The 21,798-nt window shown below is 68.9% G+C and carries 17 protein-coding genes and 2 pseudogenes; 6 read left to right on the top strand and 13 right to left on the bottom strand.

The features are described from left to right. Window positions 1-2 precede the first annotated feature (2 nt). Together FHU38_RS07910 and FHU38_RS07905 are read right to left on the bottom strand one after the other, a co-directional pair. A pseudogene (locus FHU38_RS07910) lies at window positions 3-1,022 on the bottom strand (DUF4192 domain-containing protein); the annotation flags it as partial. A 238-nt stretch (window positions 1,023-1,260) separates the two neighbouring features. Beyond that, window positions 1,261-3,023 (bottom strand): annotated as a pseudogene (locus tag FHU38_RS07905) (Xaa-Pro dipeptidyl-peptidase). Window positions 3,024-3,239: 216 nt separating this feature from the next. Here FHU38_RS07905 and FHU38_RS07900 point away from each other — a divergent pair. Together FHU38_RS07900 and FHU38_RS07895 are read left to right on the top strand one after the other, a co-directional pair. Continuing rightward, complete coding sequence (locus FHU38_RS07900; RefSeq protein WP_167168307.1) at window positions 3,240-4,178, top strand: hypothetical protein; 939 nt, start codon at window positions 3,240-3,242, stop codon at window positions 4,176-4,178. A gap of 75 nt (window positions 4,179-4,253) precedes the next feature. Continuing rightward, complete coding sequence (locus tag FHU38_RS07895) at window positions 4,254-5,237, top strand: alpha/beta fold hydrolase (RefSeq protein ID WP_208415591.1); 984 nt, start codon at window positions 4,254-4,256, stop codon at window positions 5,235-5,237. Between the two features lie 116 nt (window positions 5,238-5,353). On the opposite strand, the gene FHU38_RS07890 is transcribed toward FHU38_RS07895, so the two are convergent. Together FHU38_RS07890 and FHU38_RS27215 are read right to left on the bottom strand one after the other, a co-directional pair. Then, the gene (locus FHU38_RS07890; protein ID WP_167168304.1) at window positions 5,354-5,797 is read right to left on the bottom strand and encodes a CBS domain-containing protein; all 444 of its coding nucleotides are present in this window, start codon (window positions 5,795-5,797) and stop codon (window positions 5,354-5,356) included. An 89-nt stretch (window positions 5,798-5,886) separates the two neighbouring features. After that, on the bottom strand, window positions 5,887-6,777 hold the full coding sequence (locus FHU38_RS27215; RefSeq protein ID WP_167168301.1) for a neutral zinc metallopeptidase: 891 nt from the start codon (window positions 6,775-6,777) through the stop codon (window positions 5,887-5,889). An 81-nt stretch (window positions 6,778-6,858) separates the two neighbouring features. On the opposite strand from FHU38_RS27215, the gene FHU38_RS07880 reads away from it, so the two are divergent. Further along, window positions 6,859-8,925: a prolyl oligopeptidase family serine peptidase gene (locus tag FHU38_RS07880; RefSeq protein WP_167168299.1), complete on the top strand. Its 2,067-nt coding sequence runs from the start codon at window positions 6,859-6,861 to the stop codon at window positions 8,923-8,925. Here the strand turns inward: FHU38_RS07880 and FHU38_RS07875 are convergent. Together FHU38_RS07875 and FHU38_RS07870 are read right to left on the bottom strand one after the other, a co-directional pair. Next, window positions 8,912-9,661 (bottom strand): SDR family oxidoreductase, encoded by a 750-nt coding sequence (locus FHU38_RS07875; RefSeq protein WP_167175748.1) that lies wholly within the window; start codon window positions 9,659-9,661, stop codon window positions 8,912-8,914. The genes FHU38_RS07880 and FHU38_RS07875 overlap by 14 nt on opposite strands. Beyond that, the gene (locus FHU38_RS07870) at window positions 9,661-10,263 is read right to left on the bottom strand and encodes a TetR/AcrR family transcriptional regulator (protein ID WP_167168296.1); all 603 of its coding nucleotides are present in this window, start codon (window positions 10,261-10,263) and stop codon (window positions 9,661-9,663) included. The genes FHU38_RS07875 and FHU38_RS07870 overlap by 1 nt, the downstream gene beginning before the upstream one ends. An 86-nt stretch (window positions 10,264-10,349) precedes the next feature. On the opposite strand from FHU38_RS07870, the gene FHU38_RS07865 reads away from it, so the two are divergent. Then, the gene (locus FHU38_RS07865) at window positions 10,350-11,294 is read left to right on the top strand and encodes a CPBP family intramembrane glutamic endopeptidase (protein WP_167168293.1); all 945 of its coding nucleotides are present in this window, start codon (window positions 10,350-10,352) and stop codon (window positions 11,292-11,294) included. Window positions 11,295-11,404: 110 nt separating this feature from the next. On the opposite strand, the gene FHU38_RS07860 is transcribed toward FHU38_RS07865, so the two are convergent. The 3 genes from FHU38_RS07860 to FHU38_RS07850 all read right to left on the bottom strand — a co-directional run bounded on the left by FHU38_RS07860 (window position 11,405) and on the right by FHU38_RS07850 (window position 15,549). Then, complete coding sequence (locus FHU38_RS07860) at window positions 11,405-14,257, bottom strand: vitamin B12-dependent ribonucleotide reductase (RefSeq protein ID WP_167168290.1); 2,853 nt, start codon at window positions 14,255-14,257, stop codon at window positions 11,405-11,407. A 55-nt stretch (window positions 14,258-14,312) separates the two neighbouring features. Then, window positions 14,313-14,789, bottom strand: coding sequence for a transcriptional regulator NrdR (nrdR, locus tag FHU38_RS07855; protein ID WP_009155324.1), 477 nt, complete (start codon window positions 14,787-14,789; stop codon window positions 14,313-14,315). Window positions 14,790-15,084: 295 nt separating this feature from the next. Then, window positions 15,085-15,549, bottom strand: coding sequence for a LysM peptidoglycan-binding domain-containing protein (locus FHU38_RS07850; RefSeq protein WP_167168287.1), 465 nt, complete (start codon window positions 15,547-15,549; stop codon window positions 15,085-15,087). Window positions 15,550-15,760: 211 nt separating this feature from the next. Between FHU38_RS07850 and lexA the strand changes: the two genes are divergently transcribed. Beyond that, complete coding sequence (lexA, locus tag FHU38_RS07845; RefSeq protein ID WP_167168284.1) at window positions 15,761-16,450, top strand: transcriptional repressor LexA; 690 nt, start codon at window positions 15,761-15,763, stop codon at window positions 16,448-16,450. Window positions 16,451-16,463: 13 nt separating this feature from the next. Here lexA and FHU38_RS07840 read toward each other — a convergent pair whose 3' ends face one another. The 3 genes from FHU38_RS07840 to FHU38_RS07830 are packed head-to-tail and all read right to left on the bottom strand — an operon-like array spanning window position 16,464 to window position 19,596. Continuing rightward, window positions 16,464-17,552 (bottom strand): hypothetical protein, encoded by a 1,089-nt coding sequence (locus tag FHU38_RS07840; RefSeq protein ID WP_449314275.1) that lies wholly within the window; start codon window positions 17,550-17,552, stop codon window positions 16,464-16,466. Window positions 17,553-17,569: 17 nt separating this feature from the next. Next, window positions 17,570-19,051: a GTPase HflX gene (hflX, locus tag FHU38_RS07835; protein ID WP_167168281.1), complete on the bottom strand. Its 1,482-nt coding sequence runs from the start codon at window positions 19,049-19,051 to the stop codon at window positions 17,570-17,572. A 44-nt stretch (window positions 19,052-19,095) separates the two neighbouring features. Next, window positions 19,096-19,596, bottom strand: coding sequence for an ArsR/SmtB family transcription factor (locus tag FHU38_RS07830; RefSeq protein ID WP_167168278.1), 501 nt, complete (start codon window positions 19,594-19,596; stop codon window positions 19,096-19,098). 53 nt (window positions 19,597-19,649) lie between these two features. Here FHU38_RS07830 and FHU38_RS07825 point away from each other — a divergent pair, with 53 nt between their 5' ends. Then, entirely contained in the window at window positions 19,650-20,912 is a 1,263-nt protein-coding gene (locus FHU38_RS07825; RefSeq protein ID WP_167168275.1) for an MFS transporter, read from the top strand. 61 nt (window positions 20,913-20,973) lie between these two features. Here FHU38_RS07825 and dapF read toward each other — a convergent pair whose 3' ends face one another. After that, on the bottom strand, window positions 20,974-21,798 hold the full coding sequence (gene dapF / locus FHU38_RS07820) for a diaminopimelate epimerase (RefSeq protein ID WP_167168272.1): 825 nt from the start codon (window positions 21,796-21,798) through the stop codon (window positions 20,974-20,976).

Below are 21,798 nucleotides of genomic sequence, written 5' to 3'. Positions count from 1 at the left end.
GGCTAGGGCCCTCCCGGTTCCCACAGCGGGTCGTCGGTTTCGGCGCTCGCACCGAGCCTCGCCAGGGTCTCCGGTGGCAGCGCGTGATCGAGCGCCTGTGCGAGCAACTGCGCCAGGATATGGCCGGGATCGGCTTCCCTGGCATTGGCCACGGCCATGCCCGCGAGCGCACCCTCGCCGCGCACGTACGCGGAGTAGCCGAGCAGCGTCGCCGCCTGTGCGCGTTCCGGCGCGGGCACTTCCCGGGTCAACGCCAGCCACAGCCGCTCAGCCGTGACCGCGCGCGGGCTGGCCGGTGGCAGCGCGGTGGCCAGGCAGGCGTCTCGGATCTCGGTGTGTTCCAGTGCCAGCGCCAGCTCGACCACCTCGCGATCGGAGAACTCGAAGTCGCCCCGGTGCGCCCGCGCCAGCGCGGCGCGCACCACCGAGCGGCCGTGCTCGACGCCGTCCACGGGCCCGGGACAGTCGTCCTGCCCTGGTCCGGCTGGCCAGCCGTCGGCGACCTCGTCGAGGAGCGCCGATCTGCGCGCCAGTGCGGCCGCGTCCACGGGGGCGAGCTGGCGTTCCATCGCTTCGCGACTGCCGTAGGTGATGAGGCCTGCATGCGCCGAAACCGCGGCGATCACAGTCGAGTTCGGATCGGGCAGTTTTCCGGTACAGGTGGAGTCGTCGTAGCACTGCCAGCGGGCCCGCACCTGAATTTCGGGGACCCACAACGCGTGCATCACGCACAGGTTGGCCTCCGCGAGTGCGTCGGTGATCGCGTCGACGAGCTGCCGGCGGGGCGGTCCGGTGGCCTTCTCACCGTCGTGCCCGCCGCCCACGATCGCGATCGTGACGCCGACGGAATCGTCGTACAGCAACGGTGTTCTCAGCCGCACGGCGAGCGCGACCTCCTCGTCGGGGTTCGGCAGATCGGCCCGCAACACGTTGCCGATGCGGTTTCCGGTTCCGCCTCGGTGGCCGATGACGAGCACGGAGTCGGCCGGTCGGAACCCGAGCAGGTGCGGGATCGCGGCGAGTAGTTGTCCTGGGTTGCGCAGGTCCACCTTCACGGTGCCCGCTGTGGAGGGAGTGGTCATGGTTCCACCATGCGCGGGGGTTGGCGGGGTGAGGGGGCGGAGGGGGAAATCTGTGGACAGAGTGGGTGGGGTTGAACAAGTGGGCCGAGAAGGCCATGGCGTGGCTGGAGAGTGTCGGTGCGGTGGGCTAGGCTTCGCGGCTTCGCCGGCGGCCTGCGGTGCGAACACGGACGCCCGCCTACAACGCGGCCCGCAGTCGCGCCGGACCGCCGACCACCCCGACGGTGACCGACGTGTGCGCCAGGTCGACCGCCAGCCCGGTGCCCGGCTCCGGCCGCAGTGTGAAGTCGTGATCGCTGGACAGCAGCACGAACTCGAGCGCGTGCCCCGCGGCCAACACATAGTCCTGCGGCTGCAGTTCGAACGACACCCGATACGGCGAACCCGGTCGGAGGGGTTGGTCCGTCCGATGTCCGATCGGTTCTGCGGGTCCGTCCATCCGCGAGTGATCACGTGCGACGTACCGTCCGGTGCCCTGTCCACAAGGACGGCGGTGACGTTGGCGGCGGGACGGTCGAAAGCGATCCGCAGGTCCACGACCGGGGTCCCGCTCAGTCGAACGGGTTGGCGAGCCTGCGCGGTCGCGTACGACAGCCGGTTCGGCGACGACGGCGCGTCGACCAGTTCCTCCACGGTCTTGGTGGCGTCGTCGGTGAGGCGTTCGAACACCGGGCGGCCGGGTCGGCTCACCCCCAGCTCGCCACGGCCGCTGCCGCCCTGGCCGGGACGCAGGGTGACCTGACCGACCGAAGGGGCAGGCCAGTCCCGCTCCTGGGCCCACGACCCGTCTTCGCGCTGGATGGTCACCTTCGGTTCCTCGGTTACACCGTTGTCAAGGCCGTACAGGTAGTGGGAAAACCAACGGTTCAGTGTGGACAGCCATTCCTGGCGGCGCAGCAGGTACGGATCGGTGTGCCCTGACTGGTGCAGCCAGAGTTTGCGCTCGACGCCGTGCCGCTTCAGTTCCGTGTACCACTTGGCGACCTGGCTCACGGTGACGTTCCAGTCGGACAGGCCGTGCACGGCGAGCACGGAAGCGCGCACCCTGTCCACGTCGTTGAGGTAGTTTCGCTCGTCCCAGAAGTCGCTGTAATCGCCGGTGAGCCTGTCCTGCCCGGCGGCCAGTTCATCGATGACCGGCCTGCACACCTCCCGGTCCGCTCGGGTGTAGACGTACTCGGCCAACACGTCCGCGTCCTCACCCTGGTAGCCGCCGGGAGCCACGACGGCACCGTTCTCGCGGTAGTAGTCGTACCAGTTCGAGATCGCCGCGATCGGGACTATCGTCTCCAGCCCCTCCACCCCGGTGCTCGCGACGGCGTTCGCCAGCGTGCCGTTGTAGGACACGCCCATCATGGCCGTCCGTCCGGTAGTCCAGTCGGCCGCCACCTGCCGTCCGGAAGCGTCGCGTGCCCGCGCGCGGCCGTTGAGCCAGTCGACGACCGCTTTCGCTCCGAGCGTCTCGGCCGAGCCTCCGGTGGTCGGGCAGCCCGTGGAAAGCCCGCTGCCGAGCGACTCGGCGTAGACGACCGCGAACCCTCGCGAGAGGAAGTAGTCCTCGTAGCGCCAGGTGATCCGGGGCTGGGGCTTTCCCGGGACGTACAACTCGACGTCGACGTCGTGATTGGTGATGTCGTTGCCGCCCGCATAGTAGGGGCTGATCTGGTAGACGACCGGGACCCGCAGGCCGTCCTGCGTCTCACGGGGCCGGGCGATCTCGACGTGGACCTGGTCGTTTGCGCCGTCGCGGTCGCTGTCCACCTCGGCCTCGACCCGCAGGCTCTCTCGCACGACGTCACCGGTGGCGAAGACGGGTTGCGCCTCGCCGTCGAGAAACACCGGGGTCGGTAGCCGCTGTGCCCCCGCGCTCACCGGGGCGAGTGGCAGGGTGACGGCGACGGCGGAGACCATCGAGGTGACGATCGCGGCGACGAACAACATCGGCAGGCGCGAGGCTCTCACGCGACCCCCAGCAGGACAGCGAGCGAAGTGGTACGACCATTGCGATCGTCACCGTGTCGTGTCAAGGAAAACCGGCTCGTACCCGACGAAAGGCGGGCGCCGTCGAGAAGCCCGGCACGGAGCTGTATCCGGTCCGAAAAGAGGCTTTACCAGAAGGTGACGCGCCTTGACCCATTTGGGTGATTTCATGAGGGTATGAGCCGACGCACGGTGATTGTCGGGCTGCTGGTGGCGGTCCTCATCGCCGCGGTGGCCGCCGTGTCACTGCCGATGGCGGCCTCCGACCGTGACGACGCCGTCACACCGACCGCGCCGGCACGACCGGAGCCCAGCTCGCACGGCTCGGCACCCAGCACGACACAAACGCCCGACAACCCACCGTCGCCGCTGAGTGGGGACGAGCGCGCCGCCCTGGCCGAGTCGGTCTCGACGGCGGTCTCGAGGCACGCACCCGGTAGCAAGGTGGGCCTTGCCGTCTACGACCGGCTCGCGCAGTCCATCGTCGCCGAGGTCAACGCCGACGAGCAGTTCTACACCGCGTCGGTGGCCAAGCTACTGATCGTGACCGACAGCCTGCGCGACGCGGGCTGGGCCCTGCCGCACGGGCAGCGCCGGGACAACCTTGTCGCGTTGCTGTCCCGCAGCGCGGACTGGGTCGCCTCATCGCTGTGGGCCGCGGGTGGAGGTCCGGTGATCGTCACCGAGACGGCCGAGTTGATCGGCCTCGAGGCCACCACCCCGCCGAGGATCGCGCGGCAGTGGGAGATGACCAGGACAACGCCGCTGGACGTGCTCGCCGTCTACGACTACCTCTCGACAGGCATGCCCGAGGCGGCCGGAGAGTTCGTACTGAACGCGCTCAGCGAAGCGACCCGCGTGGCAGCCGACGGCTTCGACCAGTTCTTCGGTATCCCGGCAGCCCTGCCTGACAGCGAGTGGGCGATCAAACAGGGCTGGATGCGCGTCGACAACGGGATCGTGCTCAACACGACGGGAACCGTGGGCCTGCGGGGTCGGTACCACGTGGTGCTGCTGACCCTGCAACCACCGAGCACCAGCTTCGCCACGGCGAGGGCAGCCGTCACCGCCGGTGTCGCCGCGCTCGCCCCCGCACTCACCGAGGAGGCAGGCTGACTGCGCGGCATGCGTCAGGGTGAGGTCTGGACCTCGTGCTGGCACCAACGGTGCCGGTGCACTCTACTTGGGGCCATGTCGAAGCTGAAGTCGAAGCTGAAGTCGACCCACCCCAGGCGCGGCGCGCTGCGTGCCGCCGCGACGGCAGCCGCAGCAGGAGGGCTTACCCTTGCCGCCGACAGCAGCGCGGCGGCCAGCGCAGCCGGGCAGTCCCCGCCGACGTTCGTGACCGTCACCGGCGCAGGCGGCACGCCCGGCGGTATCGACGCGCTTTCGTTGCGAGGACATCGGACGGTCGGGGTCACCCTGCCCGGTCACAGCGCTACCGATGCACAGTTCGCCCTCGACTACCAATGCCCACAGCAGCCGGAGTCACTGGCGAGGCGGCCTTCCCCGATGGCCGGCGTAGGCCTCGACCAGTTCACCGCCGCGGCGGTCGAGGTGGTCCGCAGAGTCGCCGCGTTCGGTCCGGTCATCCTCTACGGCGGCAGCATGGGTGGCGCGACGCTGAATCGGGTCGGCAACACGGTGCCGCACCTCATTGATCGCATCGTCTACGACACCGCGTTCTGCTGCGTTGACCTCGCGTCCGCTGACGACTACCTCGCCACGCCGGAAGGCGCGACCAGTCTGGCGGGCAACCTGGCGGCCGTGATCGTCGCCGACCCGGCGACGATCGGCGCCGTGCGGTCCAACTACCGAACCGCGGACCAGGACGCGCTGGCCGGGCTGAAGGAGGCACTGATGGCCGGCGCCACCGACGCCGAGTTCCACGCCATGCTCGCCTCCCTGCACCCCGACGAGTCGCTGACCGCAAGCAGCGAAAACTCGCGGGTACGGGCACACACGTGGGGCCGCATTCCACGTACCTACATCAGGCACACCCGCGACCGCATCATCCCGATCGAACTACAGGACCGAATGATCAGCGAGGCCGACCGGCTCACCCCGCACAACCGCTTCGACGTGCGCACCGTGGACGCGCCGCACGCCCCCAACGCCGAACAGTTCGGCCGAATCGTGGACATCCTCGACCAACTCCCTGAGTGCACGCGCTGAGCGCTGCACCACCGACACGAGCCAGTAGGCCCCCGCGGGGCGTGCCGCAGGGAGTGCCTCTTTCCGCGGGCCCCGTGCCCGACCGGCCGGGAGGGAACCGGCTGTGTGAACGCCGCTCAGGTGTGGAACTGTCCGCCCGCGATGTAGGCCTCGAGCTGCTCCTGGTTCTGCTCCAACTCGTCCATGCGTGACTTCACGACGTCACCGATACTGACGATGCCCGCGAGAGTGCCGTCCACCAGCACCGGAACGTGCCGGATGCGGCGTTGCGTCATCAACGCGCTGAGCTCGTCCACCGAATCCTGCGGGCAGCACGTCGCCACGACCGTGGTCATGATGTCGCCGACCTCACGAGACAGCAGGTCGGGGCCGTGCTGGTGCAGTCGGCGCACCACGTCCCGCTCGGAAACGATGCCCGCGACGGCACCCGTTCCGTCGATGACGACGAGCGCGCCCACGTTGTGCTCGGCGAGCCTGGCCAGCAGCTCGGTCACACCGGTGCGCGGCGTGACGGTGGCGACCATCGAGCCCTTGCGCCGGAGCAAATCAGCGATCCGCATGAACTCTCCTCCCACCGGAGTGAACTGCCTCACACCAGGCTAGTGGGCACTCACCTCGCCGGGAAAGTCACGAACACCCGCCACGGGACTCAGGTAACCGCTTCGGGCGCCGCGCTCCAGGTGTCGCACGCCGTCGCGGTGCGTCCCTCGAACCCGGCCCGCGCCCAGCGCAGTTGGTTGCGCACCGTGCCGTGCGTCTCGCTGTCGAGACTGTTGCCGAAGTCGTCCACCGCCCGCTCCGCCTGCTGCGAGGTGACGCCGCCCCGGCCGGACACGCTCGCCAGGAACAACCCCGCGAAGCAGTTCGCCTGCAACTCGATCCGCCGGGTCAGCTCGAGTTCGCGCGGCGAACCGGCACGCACACCGGCGAGTAGTTCCTCCACCGCACCCAAAGTGCCGCTGAGATTCTGCACGTGGTGGCCGTACTCGTGCGCGAGCACGGCCAGGTGGGCGGGCTCGTACAGACCGACGTAGCGCAGCAGCCGGTCGCGGGGCAGGTAGATGATCCTGTCGGCACCGCAGTAGAACGCCGTGGCCTGCTCCTCGTCCGGCATCTGGCCACAGTCACTACTCGCCTCAGAGGACACGTCCAGACCCGCGGCGTGGAACCGCACACCCGCCTGCTGTAGCGCGGGGCGCCAGCCGCTGTCCAGGCAGTCGAGCATCGCGCCGTAGAAGGCCCGCATTCGGGCCTCGGCTCGGCCCAACGCGGGCAGCTCGCAGGCACCGGGCGAGAGCCTTACCCCGCCGGCGAGCAACGGATCGGCGAGCGCACCCGTATCACTCGCCGGTACCGCGTCGAGCGGCGCGGCCACCACCGCCCCACTTGGCCGCGCGACCGCGATCGCGACCCCGGCCACCGGCTGCGTGGCCCTGCCGACCAGGCCGATGACGCCCACCGAGCCGAGCACAAGCAGCAGCACACCCACTATCGCGAGCGGTGAGTTGCGTGGCTGGCCGGTGTCGTCATTCCTTCGCACAGTGCACGACAGCTTAGCCACGACCCGGTGCGGTGCGCGGAGCCGGACAGCGGCGCGCGAACAGCTGGCAGACTGGGAGACATGGCCGAGGTGACCACCCCCGTCGACGACGATCCGTATCTGTGGCTGGAGGAGGTGACCTCCGAACGCGCGCTGGACTGGGTGAGGGCTCGCAACGAGGAAACCGTGGGGCTGCTGACCAGGGGGCGGCGGTTCGAGTCGCTGCGGGAAGAGTTGCGGCAGGTGCTCGACGCCGACGACCGGATTCCCTACGTGCGAAGGCGTGGCGACCACCTCTACAACTTCTGGCAGGACGCGGACCACCCGCGTGGTCTGTGGCGACGCACGACGCTGGAGGAGTACCGCAAGCCCGAACCCGGCTGGGAGGTGCTCATCGACGTGGACGCCCTCGCCGCCGCCGAGGGTGAGAACTGGGTGTGGCAGGGCGCCACGGTTTTGCGGCCCAGCCTGCGTCGCTGCCTGGTCGAGTTGTCAAGAGGCGGAGCGGACGCCACGGTGGTGCGCGAGTTCGACCTGGAACGCGCCGAGTTCGTCGAAGGCGGTTTCGAACTGCCCGAGGCCAAGAGTTCCGTGGCATGGATCGACGAGGACCGCGTCTACGTGGGCACCGACTTCGGCGAAGGCTCGCTCACGACGTCGGGCTACCCGCGCCTGGTGAAGGAGTGGCGCAGGGGCACACCGCTGTCACAGGCGAACCTGGTGTTCGAGGGCAAACCCGAAGACGTCGCCGTGCACGGGTTCCGCGACGCCACCCCGGGCTGGGAGCGCGATCTCGTGCGCCGCAGCATCGACTTCTACCGCAGCGAGCTCTACCTGCGTACCGGCGAGGAACTCACCCGGATCGACGTGCCCGACGACGCCACCACATCGGTGTACCGCGAGTGGCTGCTGGTGCGTACCCGCTCCAGCTGGCGCGTCGGTGGCAGCGAGCACCCGCCGGGGGCATTGCTGGCGGTGAGGTTGGCCGACTTCATGGCGGGCGAGCGCACCATGACCGTGCTGTTCGAGCCCGACGCCCACACCTGCCTCGACTACCACGCCTGGACCCGCGATCACCTCATCATCGGCGCGCTCAGCGACGTGACCACCCGGTTGCGGGTGCTCACGCCAGGTGCCGGCGGCTGGCGGGACCGACCGCTGGCGGGCGTGCCCGAAGTGGGGACGGTCGCGCTGGTCGACACCGAGCCCTACCGCGACAACGAGTTCCTGCTACAGACATCCGGGTTCACCGAACCGGCAGCGCTGGTACGAGGCGTGCTCGGCGGCGAGCGGTCGGGGGATGCGAACACCGAGCTGGAGACCCTGAAGCGGGCGCCCGACTTCTTCAGCTCCGAGGGGATGCGCACCGAACAGCTGTTCGCGACCTCACGCGACGGCACTCGAGTCCCGTACTTCGTCGTGCGACCGGCCGACGGGAGTGAAGGCCCGACCCTGCTCACCGGCTACGGCGGCTTCGAGGTCTCGCTGACCCCGTCCTACAGTGGCGTCACCGGCAGGGGCTGGCTGGCCAAGGGCGGCACGTATGTCGTGGCGAACCTGCGCGGCGGCGGCGAGTACGGGCCTGACTGGCACTCCCAGGCTGTCAAGGCCAACCGGGAGCGCGTGTACGAGGATTTCGCGGCGGTCGCCACCGACCTCGTCGCCCGTGGCATCACCACGCCCGGAAGGCTCGGTATCCAGGGCGGCAGCAACGGCGGCCTGCTGACCGGTGTGATGCTCACCCGGCATCCCGAGTTGTTCGGGACCGTGGTCAGCCAGGTTCCGTTGCTCGACATGCGGCGCTACCACCTGCTGCTCGCGGGTGCCTCGTGGCTGGCGGAGTACGGCAACCCGGACGAACCCGAGGACTGGGCATACCTCAGCGCCTACTCCCCTTACCACAACGTCGAGAATGGACAGAGCTATCCGCCGGTGTTGTTCGTGACGTCCACCCGGGACGACCGGGTGCATCCAGCGCACGCCAGGAAGATGGTCGCCAGGATGCGGCAGTACGGCCACGACGTGAACTACTACGAGAACATCGAGGGTGGGCACGGCGCCGCGGCCGACAACGCACAGCTCGCGTTCAAGTGGGCGCTGGTCTTCGAGTTCCTGTGGCGACGGCTGAGCGATCTCAGCGCGCGCTGAGGAACCGCTCGAAGGTCACCGTGCCGACAGCGTCGGCAGGCGCGAGATGCAGCCCGTCGCGGTAGCCGCGAAACGCCGCGCCCGGCAGCCGGAACGGCAGTAGCGCCCGGCGGTGTCCGGTGGCCCGCAGGTAGGCGCGGGCCAGGTCGGCGAACGAGCGTATCTCGGGCCCGCCCATGTCGCGTACGCGGCCGGCCGGCTCCCCGCAGGCGAGTTCGGCCAGCCGGGAGGCCACTTCAGGAGCGTGAACGGGTTGCACCGACACCCCGGCCGGCACCGGGAGCAGCGGCGAACGGCCCAGCGCCGACAGCAGACGCACCACCAGATCATGGAACTGCGTCGAGCGCAGCACCGTCCAGCCGACACCGGAGGCGGCCAGCAGTCGCTCCGCGGCGAGCTTGCCGCGGTAGTAGCCGATGGGCAGCGCGTCCACCCCGACGATCGAGATGTACACGACGTGACCACAGCCACCGCGGCGCGCGGCCGAGACCACGGAACCGGCCAGCCGCTGCTCGCAACGCAGGTCGCTGGCACAGTGCACGACCGCGTCGCTGCCCGCCATGGCCTCGTCGAGACCGGCCCCGCCGGCGTAGTCGACGCGGACCGTCCGCGCCGGACCGGTGGTGCCCGACTGGCTTCTGCTCGCCACCGTGACCTCGTGGCCACGGTCGAGCAACTGTCGCGCCACGTGCCTGCCGAGCGTTCCGGTGCCGCCGGTGACCAGGATCGAACTCATCATGTTCCCCCGCGCCGTAGCAACGTGTCGAGGTGATACCCGATCACCTTCCTGGCCAGCGCCGGTGTCATCCGAGCAGGGTCGGTGACCGCCTGCAACGCGATCCCGTCGAACAGCGCGTGCAGCCTGTCGGCCTCCAACTCGAGGTCGAAGCCTGCTGGCAGCAGCCCGGCGTTGTCGAGTTGCCACAGCTGGTCCCACAACAGCCTGGCGAGCCGTTCGTTGCCTTCGGTGTTGAGTTCGCGGGCGGCCGGATCGACCAGAACCCGGGAAAGGAAGGCCACCCACAGCTCGTTCGCCGTACGGGCATCCGGGTCGAGAGGGAGCAGCCGTTCCAGTACAGCCAGCGCGGCCTGAATCGGGTCGGCGGGCAACCGCATTCGATCGACGCGCTGCTCGGCCTCGTCGGTGATTACGCGCATGGCGAAGTTGAGCAGTTCGGCCTGGGTCGAGAAGTAGTACTGCACCGACCCGTGCGACCAGCCTGCCCTGGCGGCGACAGCCCGCACCGACGCCGCCTCGACACCGCGCTCCCGAATCACCTGCCACACGGCGCGGGCGAGTTCGCGGCGACGTTGCTCGTGATCGACGACTTTGGGCACCGGCTCTCCCTGGGGCGGCAGTTGGGTCTATGCTCCCACCATCTTTTTCATACGATTGACCGAAAACGATTTGGGGGCGAATTCGGATGCCGACAACCGATGTCGGGCTTACCACCGCGAGCCGGGTCAGCGTGTTCACCCGCGCGACATTCGCGGCGGTAGCGATGGCGGTCGGGCTGGGAACGGCGGGCGCTGTCGGGGATGTCGTGCACACCAGGCTCGGGATCGACGGCTTCGCGCTGCGACTGTCGGTCGCACTCACCTGCTTCGTGATCACTGTGCCGCTGGTCGTGCTACTGCGCACCCGCGTCGATCGGCGCTCACTGGCCGGGCTGGGTCTTGGCACCCGGCATGCCGTGCGCGCGTTCGCGTCCGGAGTGCTGATCACCGTTGCCGCGGCCGCCACGACGTTCGCCGTGGGAACCGGCCTCGGCTGGTTGCACTGGGGAGCCGTCGAGTGGCCGACGCTGGTGACGTTCCTGCTCGCCAACACGCTCGTCGCATTGCTGCTGGAGGCCGTGCCGGAGGAACTCGCCTTCCGTGGCTACGGTTACCGAACGCTCAATGCCCGGTTGCGCAAGTGGACGGCCTCACTGGCCACCACCGGCCTGTTCCTGCTCACCCCTGCCGCGGCGAGTGCGGTGCAGGCACTGGTCAACTCCCTGCTCGGCGGGCCCGTACGGCCGCTGACGTTCGCTCCGCCCGGCGAGGACCCGGTTTCCTACGCGATCTTGCTCGCGGTGTTCGGGTTCACCCTGCTCGTCGCGAGGATCGCCACCGGGTCGCTGTGGACCTGCGTCGCATTACACCTGACGTTTCTCACGGTCAATCGGATGACGCTGCTCGGAGATGCCCGTAATGCAGGCTGGTCGGCACAGCTGAACACGCCGGACGCGGTGTTGCTTGTGCCCGCGTACCTGCTGCTGACCGCGCTCGCCTTCGTCGTGCTGGCCCGGGTACGGGGTCACCGACTCGGCTGGCGAGACCGCGGACCCGAGCCCGCTGGTACTGACACGATCCGCGCCCGGTGACTTGGCCACACCGGGGAGTCGGGCACGCCCACGAACACGACAGGCGGGGTGCCGATTCCGCACCGGCACCCCGCCTGAACGGCTGGTTCGCTCTCAGCCGACGCCAGCCGTCAGCTGCAGCCGGAAGTCGCGCCGCAGCCCTCGCAGGCGTAACAGGAACCGGCAGGCCGCATCTTCGTCCCGCACGTCATGCACAACGGCGCGTCCGCTGCCTTGCCGAGCTGCAGCTCGACCAACTCGGTGGTGGTGTGCGCCTCTCGGCTGTTCTCCTCTCGCACGGTGGCGGTGGGTTCGTCCACCGGCCGGGAACCGCTCGCGTCCACACTGCTACGCAATGCCTCCAGGTCCACGTTCTCCGCCGAGCCCGCGTAGTCGGCCTCCACCTGCGCCGAACGCTCGTCCGCCGTGAAGATCCCTAGTTGCGCACGCTTCTCGTAGGGCAGGTAGTCCAGCGCGAGCCTGCGGAACAGGTAGTCCAGCACGCTGGTGGCCATCCGCACGTCCGGGTCGTCGGTCATGCCCGCGGGCTCGAATCGCAGGTTCGCGAACTTGGAGACGTAGAACTCCAGCGGAATGCCGTACTGCAGGCCGACCGAGATCGACATCGAGAACGCGTCCATCACGCCGGCCAGGGTGGAACCCTGTTTGCCGAGCTTGACGAAGATCTCCCCCAAACCGTCGTCGGGGTACGAACCGGCGGTCAGGTATCCCTCGGCGCCCCCGACGGTGAACGACACCGTCTGGCTCGGCCGCTTCTTCGGCAACCGCTTGCGGACCGGCCGGTACTCAACCACCCGCTCGGGCTCGCTGTCGGACTGTTCCTGCTTACCCGTGGACAGCGGCTGGCCGACCTTGCAGTTGTCCCGGTAGATGGCAAGCGCCTTCAGCCCGAGTTTCCAGCCCTGGAAGTAGATCTCCTCGACGTCCTCGACGGTGGCCGACTCCGGCATGTTCACCGTCTTGGAGATCGCGCCGGACAGGAACGGCTGCACAGCCGCCATCATCCGAACGTGACCCATCGCCGCGATGGACCGCTCACCGACCGCGCAGTCGAACACGTCGTAGTGCTCCGGACGCAGTCCCGGCGCGTCGATGACGTGCCCGTGCTCGGCGATGTAGTCGACGACGGCCTCGACCTGCTCCTCCTGATATCCCAGCGAGCGCAGGGCGCGCGGCACCGCCTGGTTGACGATCTGCATCGAACCGCCACCGACGAGCTTCTTGAACTTCACCAGTGAGAAGTCCGGCTCGATACCGGTGGTGTCGCAGTCCATCATGAACCCGATGGTTCCGGTCGGGGCCAGCACGCTGGCCTGCGCGTTGCGCCAGCCGTTGGCCGTGCCGACCTCGATCCCGCGCTGCCACTCCTGGGTCGCCAGCGCGCGCACATTCACGTCGTTGGTGTGGTAGGTGCGAATGAGTTCGTTCGCCGCGGCGTGCTTGCGCATCACCCGCTGATGCGCCTCGGCGTTTCGGGCGTAGCCCTCGTAGGCGCCCACGACGCCCGCCAGTTCGGCGGAGCGCCGGTACGACACGGCCGTCATCAACGAGGTGATCGCGGCGGCAAGTGCCCGCCCACCCTCGGAGTCGTAGGCGTGTCCGGTGGCCATCAGCAGGGCGCCGAGGTTGGCGTAGCCGATGCCGAGTTGGCGGAACTTGCGGGTGGTCTCCGCGATCGCCTCGGTCGGGAAGTCCGCGAAGCAGATGGAGATGTCCATGGCGGTGATCACCAGCTCCACCGCCTTGGCGAATTTCGGCGCGTCGAAGCTGCCGTCGTCGGCGAGGAACTTCAGCAGGTTGAGCGAGGCGAGGTTGCAGCTGGAGTTGTCAAGGTGCATGTACTCCGAGCACGGGTTGGATGCGGTGATCCGGCCGGATTCCGGGCAGGTGTGCCAGTCGTTGATGGTGTCGTCGTACTGCAGTCCGGGGTCGGCACATTCCCAGGCGGCCTTGGCCATCTTGCGGAACAGCGCCTTGGCGTCGACATGGTCGATCACCTCACCGGTCATCCGCGCGCGCAGGCCGAACTGTCCGCCCGTCTCCACGGCCTGCATGAACTCGTCGGACACCCGGACGGAGTTGTTGGCGTTCTGGTACTGCACCGAGGCGATGTCAGCCCCGCCGAGGTCCATGTCGAACCCCGCGTCGCGCAGCACCCGGATCTTGTGTTCTTCCTTGGCCTTGGTCTCGATGAACTCCTCGACGTCGGGGTGGTCGACGTCGAGCACGACCATCTTGGCGGCCCTACGCGTGGCGCCACCCGACTTGATCGTGCCCGCCGAGGCGTCCGCACCACGCATGAACGACACCGGCCCCGAAGCCGTACCGCCGGACGACAGCAGCTCCCGGGAGGAGCGGATGCGCGACAGGTTCAGTCCGGCGCCCGAACCTCCCTTGAAGATCAGGCCCTCTTCCTTGTACCAGTTGAGGATCGACTCCATTGTGTCGTCGACGGCGAGGATGAAGCACGCCGACACCTGTTGCTTGGACGAGGTTCCGACGTTGAACCAGACCGGTGAGTTGAAGCTGAACACCTGGTGCAGCAGCATCCACGTCAGTTCGTGCTCGAAGATCTCGGCGTCGGCGGAGCCCGCGAAGTACCCGTGCTCTGTGCCCGCCTTGACGTAGGACTTGACCACCCTGTCGATGAGCTGGCGCAGGCTGTGCTCGCGCTGCGGGCTGTTGACGGCACCCCGGAAATACTTGCTGGCAACGATGTTGGTGGCGTTGACGGACCAGAACTCGGGAAACTCGACACCGCGTTGCTCGAAGTTCACCGTGCCGTCGCGCCAGTTGGTCATGACGACGTCGCGCTTCTCCCACCGCACCTCGTCGTAGGGGTGCACCCCCTCCGTGGTGAAGACACGCTTGATGCGCAGACCTTTACGCGTACCCGCGCCGGACTGGCGCTTCTTCACCGACTTACCGGCCGCCCCGGTGTCGGACCCCACGGTCTCTGTCATGACTCCCACTCCCGCGATCGCAGTGGCGGCGACGGCATACGCCCGCCGCGCTTCCTCAACTCTGGTCCGGCTGGGCCTCGGCGGCCGCGATGGCCTCCCGCAGGTCCCTTATCTCCTTCTCGAAATCCTCGATCGACGAGAAGGAGCGATAGACACTCGCGAATCGCAGATAGGCCACAGCGTCGAGCTCGCGTAGCGGGCCGAGGATGGCGAGGCCGACCTCGTGACTGGGTATCTCCGCGACGCCCGCGGCCCTGATCGACTCCTCGACACGTTGCGCGAGCTGCTGCAATGCGTCGTCGTCGACAGGGCGGCCCTGGCAGGCGCGCCGGACCCCGTTGACCACCTTTTCCCGGCTGAACTGTTCGGTGACCCCTGACCGCTTGACCACGGCGAGCACCATCGTTTCCGAGGTGGTGAACCGGCGGCCGCACGCGGAGCAGGAGCGGCGACGCCGGATCGCCTGCCCCTCGTCGACCTCACGGGAGTCGACAACCCGGGAATCGGCATGCCGACAGAACGGGCAGCGCACCGCCGACCACCTCCCTGTTCGCTGACGCCCCGGCCGGGCTCGGACCACGAGGCCACGGTGCCTGGTGATCGTCTTGTGGACACGCGGCGGGTGAACCACCGACGAGCTGTGGATAACTTCTACGATTCTACCCCAACTTGTGGAGCAACTACAGCCATGTAACTACTACATGTTGGGGTTGACCTTAAGAGGCTGCGAAGGCGTACGCAAGCCGCACCCCCGCGGCGGGTGAGGTGACGGCGAACATATCCGGGCCGTGGCGACGCGGGACAAGCGGACCCGGCGAGTTCGTCACTCATTCCCAAACCGGCACCACCAGCGGCATTCCCGCCGACACCTCGGCACCGGACAGCCCGTTGAGGCGCTTGATGTGTTCCACCACCGCGGAGAGTTCACCGCCGGAGGTGTACCTGGCCGCGACACCGGTCAGCGTGTCGCCCGGCGCCACGGCCACCACGGTGGTGCGCGGTGGTGCGTTCTCCGTTCCAACCTCCACGACACCCCGGGTCAGCGCACCCGCGAGGAGGCCGAGTCCGGCGACGACGGCGGCCACCGCGACCGCCAGCGCCACCAGCCACAACCAGCGCGGCGGAGCCGAGGGTCGGACCTCGCAACGGCCGAGCACCCTGACCCGGCCGCGTACCGTCACCAGTGGCGGCCTGCTGGGTGGACGCACCGGCTCTACCCTTCGCGCCCTCGGGGCGGTGCCGCAACGGACGTGCCAGATCTCGCGGGCCCGCCCGCCGACCAGAACTGACATGGCAACCTCCTCGAACACGCGTTCTATCGAACGTCCGTGCGAATGTGTACCACCGGGAGCCGACAAAATCGAGACCTGTCGGCGTGTCGATCGAACAGACGTTTGAAATCACCGGCACGGCGGGCTAGCGTCGACAGTGGACAAGCACTACAAGGGGCACCACAGGGGCGCCGTGCCTGCGAGCCGCGCCCCTTGACTGGGAGGCGACGCGGTGGCACGCACGACGAAGGAGGAAGGTGGCAAGGTACATGCCCTGCCCGACATCGAGGACCCCGACGACACGTTGACCCCACGCCAGCAGAAGGTGCTGGAGGTCATCAGAACCTGGGTGGACAGGTACGGCTACCCGCCGAGCGTCAGGGAGATCGGTGAGGCGGTCGGGTTGACCTCCACGTCCTCGGTGTCACACCAACTACGCGCGCTGCAACGCAAGGGATACCTACGCCGCGACGCCAACCGTCCGAGGGCGGTGGGGGTGCTCGCCGCAGACGCCGACCAGCAGAACGTCGACGCCGACCGGCTGCCCAAGCCCGCCTTCGTGCCACTGGTCGGCCGCATCGCCGCGGGCGGGCCGGTGCTCGCGGAGGAAGCCATCGAGGACGTCTTCCCGCTGCCGAAGGACATCGTCGGCGAGGGCGACGTCTTCCTGCTCCGGGTCGCGGGTGACTCGATGATCGACGCGGCCATCACCGACGGCGACTGGGTGGTGGTTCGGCAGCAGCCGACCGCCGACAACGGCGACATCGTCGCCGCGATGATCGAGAGCGAGGCAACGGTCAAGACGTTCAAGCGCAAGGACGGACACGTCTGGCTGATGCCGCACAACGAGGCATACGAACCCATTCCCGGCGACGAGGCCACGATTCTCGGCAAGGTCGTGGCAGTGTTGCGGCGGCTGTGAGGTAGCCGAAGGTTCAGCGGCGTGCCCTGCTGATACCGAGCATGGCGAGGCCGGCGATCGTCATCGCCAGCAGGATGCCCGGCAGTGTCTGCATGCCTTTGCCGTCCTGCTCTCGCTCGCCATCCTGCTCGGAGCCGACGGACGCGCCGTCTGCTCCGGCCTCGGCCTCGAACCGCGTTGTAGCGCCCGCGCCGTCCTCGCCATTCTCCGGCGGCGGGTTCGGCGTCACCGACGCGGACACGTCGCCGACGCGAGCCGTCGCACCGGCCACGGCTCGCACCGGACTGCCGATGCCCTCGCTCGCGGACAGCAGCGTGCCGTCGTCCGCGAACGCGATCGCCTCTCCCTGTTGCTCCCCCGGCAGCGGTATCCGGATCGGCGGTCGCCGCAAAGCGGCCACGACATCCCCGTCCGGAGCCGGATAGAGGTAGGCGTCGGTGTAGGTGCGAAGGGCCAGCACGCTGCCGTCCGCCGTGGACGCGGCACCGGTGACCGCCATCGTGCCGATGGTGCCGACCGGCCCACCCGGAGTGTCGGTGGTGGAGAAGTTGAGTGTGCCGACCTGAACCAGCGGTGTGGGGCCCGGGCTGGTCAGTTCCCCACGTGGGGTGTACACGGCCGACTGCCCCATGCTGCTCTTCGTGACGATGTACGGCGTCCCCGCCCGGTCCAGCAGCAAGGCCTCGGCGTCGTGCGGCCCGTCCGGATACGTCAGCCGGTACAGCACGGAGCCACCCTGCGGTGACACCGCGTGCAGCGCCACGGTCCGGCGTTGCTTGCGGTTGTCCCCGGTGTCGCCCAGCCACAGTGTGCCGTCCGGGGCGACCGCGAGGTCCTCGATGTCGTAGGGATCCGTGGGGCTCACGATGACGTCGCGCACCTCGCACTCGCGGTCGAGCACGAATACCTCGATCCGGGTGCCGCCGTCGTTGACGGCGTACCAGCGGCCCTCGTGTGCCACGAGGCCGGACAACTCGGCGAGCCGGGGGTCGTCAATAGCGCACACCGTGACCGGCTCGTCCGCCCTGGCCACAGTGGACCCGGACGCGACCAGCCCGAGAACCGTCGCTCCCAGCAGCAGCATGAGACCACGCACACTCACGCCCGCTACGGTATCCGTCAGACCGCTGAACCGTCCGTAACGTAGTCCTCCAGCGCGGCGGCGAGGTCGGGGCGCACCCTGGCACGCAGGCGGGTTCCCTCGGGTGTGTGCTCCTCGGCCAGTACCTCTCCGTCGGCGTGTGCCCGTGCCACGAGTTCGCCACGGGTATAGGGCACGACCACCTCGACGACGGTCTCCGGCCTCGGCAGCCGCCCGGCGATCTCCTCGACCAGCACGTCGATTCCCTGGCCGGTGTTCGCCGACACCACCACGGCGTCCGGCATCAGGTGCCGTAGCCGGGTCAGCGTCACCTGGTCGGCGGCGTCCGCCTTGTTGATCACCAACAACTCGGGCGGGAGCGGCTCGCCGCGGTGCCGGGCGATCTCCCCCAGCACCTCACGAACCGCGCCGACCTGTTCCTCCGGTGCGGGCGCCGACCCGTCCACGACGTGCAGCAGCACGTCGGCGTCGGCCGCCTCCTCGAGTGTGGAGCGGAACGCGTCGACGAGCTGGTGCGGCAGGTGTCGCACGAACCCGACGGTGTCGGTGATCGTGTACGCCTTGCCGTCCGGCGTCATCGCACGCCGCGTGGTGGGGTCCAGCGTCGCGAACAGCGCGTCCTCCACCAGCACCCCCGCGCCGGTGATGGCGTTGAGCAGGCTCGACTTGCCCGCGTTGGTGTAGCCGACCAGCGCGACGCCGGGGACCTCGTTGGCGAGCCTGCGCCCACGCTTGGTGGCCCGGATGGTGTCCATCGCGGCGATCTCGCGACGCAGCTTGGCCACGCGCTTGCTGATCCGCCTGCGATCGGTCTCCAGCTTGGTCTCACCGGGGCCACGCAGCCCGACGCCGCCGTTGGCCCCACCGGCACGCCCACCGGCCTGCCTGGAAAGCGACTCACCCCAGCCCCTCAACCGGGGGATCAGGTACTGCAACTGCGCCAGCTCGACCTGCGCCTTGCCCTCCCTTGAGCGGGCGTGCTGGGCGAAGATGTCCAGGATCAGCGCCGTCCGGTCGATGACCTTGACCTTGAGCTTCGCCTCCAACTGCCGCAGCTGGCCGGGCGAGAGCTCGCCGTCGCAGATCACGGTGTCGGCTCCGGTGGCGACCACCACGTCGGCGAGTTCGCGCACCTTGCCCGACCCGATGTAGGTGGCGGGGTCCGGCCTGGACCTGCGCTGCACGAGGCCTTCGAGCACCTGCGAGCCCGCGGTCTCGGCGAGCCTGGCCAGTTCCGCGAGCGAGGCTTCCGACTGCGCCGCGGTTCCCTCGGTCCACACACCGACGAGGACGACTCGCTCGAGGCGTAGCTTGCGGTACTCGACCTCGGTGATGTCGGCCAGTTCGGTGGAAAGGCCCGCGACGCGCCGCAGAGAGGCGCGTTCCTCCAGCTCCAGCTCGCCCGTCGAGACGTCGGCGACCGTGTCGACCGTGTCCGGGGCGTCGAGGACGTCGAACTCTTCGAAGGTGCCGAGGCTGTTGTGTGTCGGTTCTGTCATCGTCTCCCTATCGTCCCACGCCAGCGTGGATTCGAACGAGTCTTTTAGCCGCCCGGATACAGCGCCAGGTACACCGCCAGCCGCTGCGCTCCCTGCCGCCGGGGGCGGGCGGCGAACTCGTCCAGCAGTTCCCGTACGCGCTGCCGGAACTCCTCACGCTCGTCGTCGTCGAGTTGCACGACCATGCGCGACTGGTCCAGCTCGCCCTCCGGGGTCTGCGCCACCTCGGCGAGGAACGCCTCAAGCATCGCCTCGCGCACACCTTCGTTGCCGGCGTTGTCCAACTGCCAGGACAGCCCGGTGGACAGGTACGGGATCTCCCGCGCTCCCCGGTTGCCGCTTCGCGGTGGTTGCGGCCGCAGGAACCCGGCGTCGACGAGTTTGCGCACGTGGTGCAGCGTCGTCGCGGGGTCACGGTCCAGCCGTTGGGCGAGTTCCTTGTTGGTCAGCGCCTTCGAGTAGGTCAACCGGATGATCCGCAGCCGTATTCCGGACGCGAGCGCGCTCGCCTCGACTTCTGTCGCCTTCCTCCGCCGTGTCGTCACCACCCCAGCATAAGTGATTGACACTTTCCAATCACTTGCCGGACACTGGTGCGATGCCTCGTGACTCGCTGTGGTTCCACCGCGACTTCCGCCTGTTATGGGCGGGCGACACCGCCAGCCAGTTCGGCACTTTCGTGGGGCGCACAGCACTGCCGCTGCTCGCCGCGACGACGCTGGCAGCGACCCCGCTGCAGATGGGGCTGCTTACCGCCTCGGAAAACGCCGCCTTCCTGCTGCTGGGGCTGCCCGCGGGAGTGTGGGTGGACCGGATGCGGCGCAGGCCCCTCATGCTGCGCGCCGACCTCGTCCGCGGCGTGCTGCTGCTTTCGGTACCGCTGGCGTGGTGGGCCGACCTGCTCTCGCTGCCGCAACTGATCGTGGTGGCGCTGCTGGTGAGCGTCTGCACGCTGTTCTTCGACGTCGCCTACCAGTCCTACCTGCCGTCGCTGGTGGGCAGGAGCAGGCTCGTGGAGGGCAACAGCAAGCTCCAGGTGAGCCAGTCGGTCGCCCAGGTGAGTGGTCCGGGGCTTGCCGGTGCGCTGGCCCAGCTACTCGGCGCGGCCAACGCCGTCGCCACCGTCGGATTGAGCTACCTGGGTTCGGCGGCACTGCTGGGGCGCATCAGGACGAGCGAGCCGCCCCCGAGTCCCCGTACCGGGATCGGGCTGCGGGCCGAGGTGGCCGAGGGGCTGCGGTTCGTGTTCGGCAACCGGCACCTGCGGGCCATCACGGCGTGCACGGCATCGGGCAACTTCGCGGCGGGCGCGTTCACCGGCGTGGAGGTGCTGTTCCTCAGCCGCGAGTTGCGACTACCCGCTGCGGGGGTCGGCGCGGTGCTCGCCGTCGCGGGTGTGGGTGGCTTGCTCGGTGCGCTCACGGCGAGCCGGTGGCTGCGCTGGATCGGGCAGGCTCGGGCAGTGTGGCTCGTGCCGCTGCTGACCTGGCCGGCGCACCTACTCGTTCCGCTGGCCGAGCCGGGTTGGCGAGTAACCTTCGCCGCGCTCGGCCTGGCTGTGTTCGGATACGGCGTGGTGGTGTACAACGTCGCGCAGGTGAGCTACCGGCAGGCGATCTGCCCCGACGGGCTGCTGGGCCGGATGAACGCGAGCGTGCGGTTCGTCGTCTGGGGTGTGCTTCCACTCGGCGGTCTGCTCGGCGGGGTGCTTGGCGAGTGGCTTGGGGTGCGCGCCACCGTCTGGATCACCTCGGTGGCGCTCGCGGCCGCGGTGCTGTGGGTGCTGTGCTCGCCGCTGCGGCGGTTGCGGGACATCCCGGCCGGCCAGCTGCCGACCGCTACGCAGAACTCGCGGTCGTGAGCGGGGGACTCGCGGTCGTGAGCGGGGGACTCGCGGTCGTGAGCGGGGGACTCGCGGGGCTTCAGGGCAGGCTGTTCCACCACGACTCGTCGAGTTCGCCTCTGGCGACGAACACCGCGGGGCCGGTCAGCGTGGAGTCGCCGCGATCGACGGTTACGTGCACCGTGCCGCCTGGAACCTCCACACTGGATGCCCCGGTGTCGGTACCCGCGAGATGCAGGGTCGCGGCGACGGCGGCAACCGTGCCGGTGCCGCACGACCTGGTCTCACCGACACCGCGTTCGTGCACCCGCATCCGCAGCGCGTTGTCGCCGACGACGTTGACGAACTCCAGGTTCACCCCCTCCGGGAACAGGTCGCGGTCGTAGCGCGGCTGGTCCCGCAGTTCCAGCCCGGCCACGTCGTCGTCCATCGTGGACACCAGGTGCGGGTTGCCGACATCCACCGCGACGCCGGACAGTTCCCGGTCCCCCACGATCGCGACCGATGTCCCCGTGATCCTGGCCGCTCCCATGTGGACCGTGACGGTGCGGTCGGGATTCACCCGCACGGCGCGGTCACCGGCACGGCTACCGATCACGAACTCCGGCCCTCGCTCCAGTCCGTTCTCCACCAGGTACCTGGCGAACACCCGCACCCCGTTGCCACACATCTCGGCGAGCGAGCCGTCGGCGTTGCGGTAGTCCATGAACCACTCGGCGGCGGAGTCGATTCCCAGCGCGGCGCAGCGCACGACCCGCAGCACACCGTCCGCGCCGATACCACGCTGCCGGTCGCACAGGGCCGCCACCCGCTCGCGGGTCAGGTCCAACATGCCTGCCGCGTCGGGCAGCAGCACGAAGTCGTTCTGCGTGCCGTGGCCCTTCAGGAACTCGATTCCACCCAT

The sequence above is a fragment of the Saccharomonospora amisosensis genome (genome assembly GCF_011761185.1).
GTDB lineage: Bacteria > Actinomycetota > Actinomycetes > Mycobacteriales > Pseudonocardiaceae > Saccharomonospora_A > Saccharomonospora_A amisosensis.
This window is presented reverse-complemented; position numbering and strand designations above follow the sequence as displayed.

What these genes read in the sequence shown, in the direction of transcription:
- FHU38_RS07895 (WP_208415591.1), top strand. Translation starts at nt 4,254, where the DNA reads ATGTCGAAGCTGAAGTCGAAGCTGAAGTCGACCCACCCCAGGCGCGGC.
- hflX (WP_167168281.1), bottom strand. Translation starts at nt 19,051, where the DNA reads ATGACAGAACCGACACACAACAGCCTCGGCACCTTCGAAGAGTTCGAC.
- FHU38_RS07850 (WP_167168287.1), bottom strand. Translation starts at nt 15,549, where the DNA reads ATGTCAGTTCTGGTCGGCGGGCGGGCCCGCGAGATCTGGCACGTCCGT.
- FHU38_RS07875 (WP_167175748.1), bottom strand. Translation starts at nt 9,661, where the DNA reads ATGAGTTCGATCCTGGTCACCGGCGGCACCGGAACGCTCGGCAGGCAC.
- FHU38_RS07865 (WP_167168293.1), top strand. Translation starts at nt 10,350, where the DNA reads ATGCCGACAACCGATGTCGGGCTTACCACCGCGAGCCGGGTCAGCGTG.
- FHU38_RS07890 (WP_167168304.1), bottom strand. Translation starts at nt 5,797, where the DNA reads ATGCGGATCGCTGATTTGCTCCGGCGCAAGGGCTCGATGGTCGCCACC.
- FHU38_RS07860 (WP_167168290.1), bottom strand. Translation starts at nt 14,257, where the DNA reads ATGACAGAGACCGTGGGGTCCGACACCGGGGCGGCCGGTAAGTCGGTG.
- FHU38_RS07900 (WP_167168307.1), top strand. Translation starts at nt 3,240, where the DNA reads ATGAGCCGACGCACGGTGATTGTCGGGCTGCTGGTGGCGGTCCTCATC.
- dapF (WP_167168272.1), bottom strand. Translation starts at nt 21,798, where the DNA reads ATGGGTGGAATCGAGTTCCTGAAGGGCCACGGCACGCAGAACGACTTC.
- FHU38_RS07880 (WP_167168299.1), top strand. Translation starts at nt 6,859, where the DNA reads ATGGCCGAGGTGACCACCCCCGTCGACGACGATCCGTATCTGTGGCTG.
- FHU38_RS07825 (WP_167168275.1), top strand. Translation starts at nt 19,650, where the DNA reads ATGCCTCGTGACTCGCTGTGGTTCCACCGCGACTTCCGCCTGTTATGG.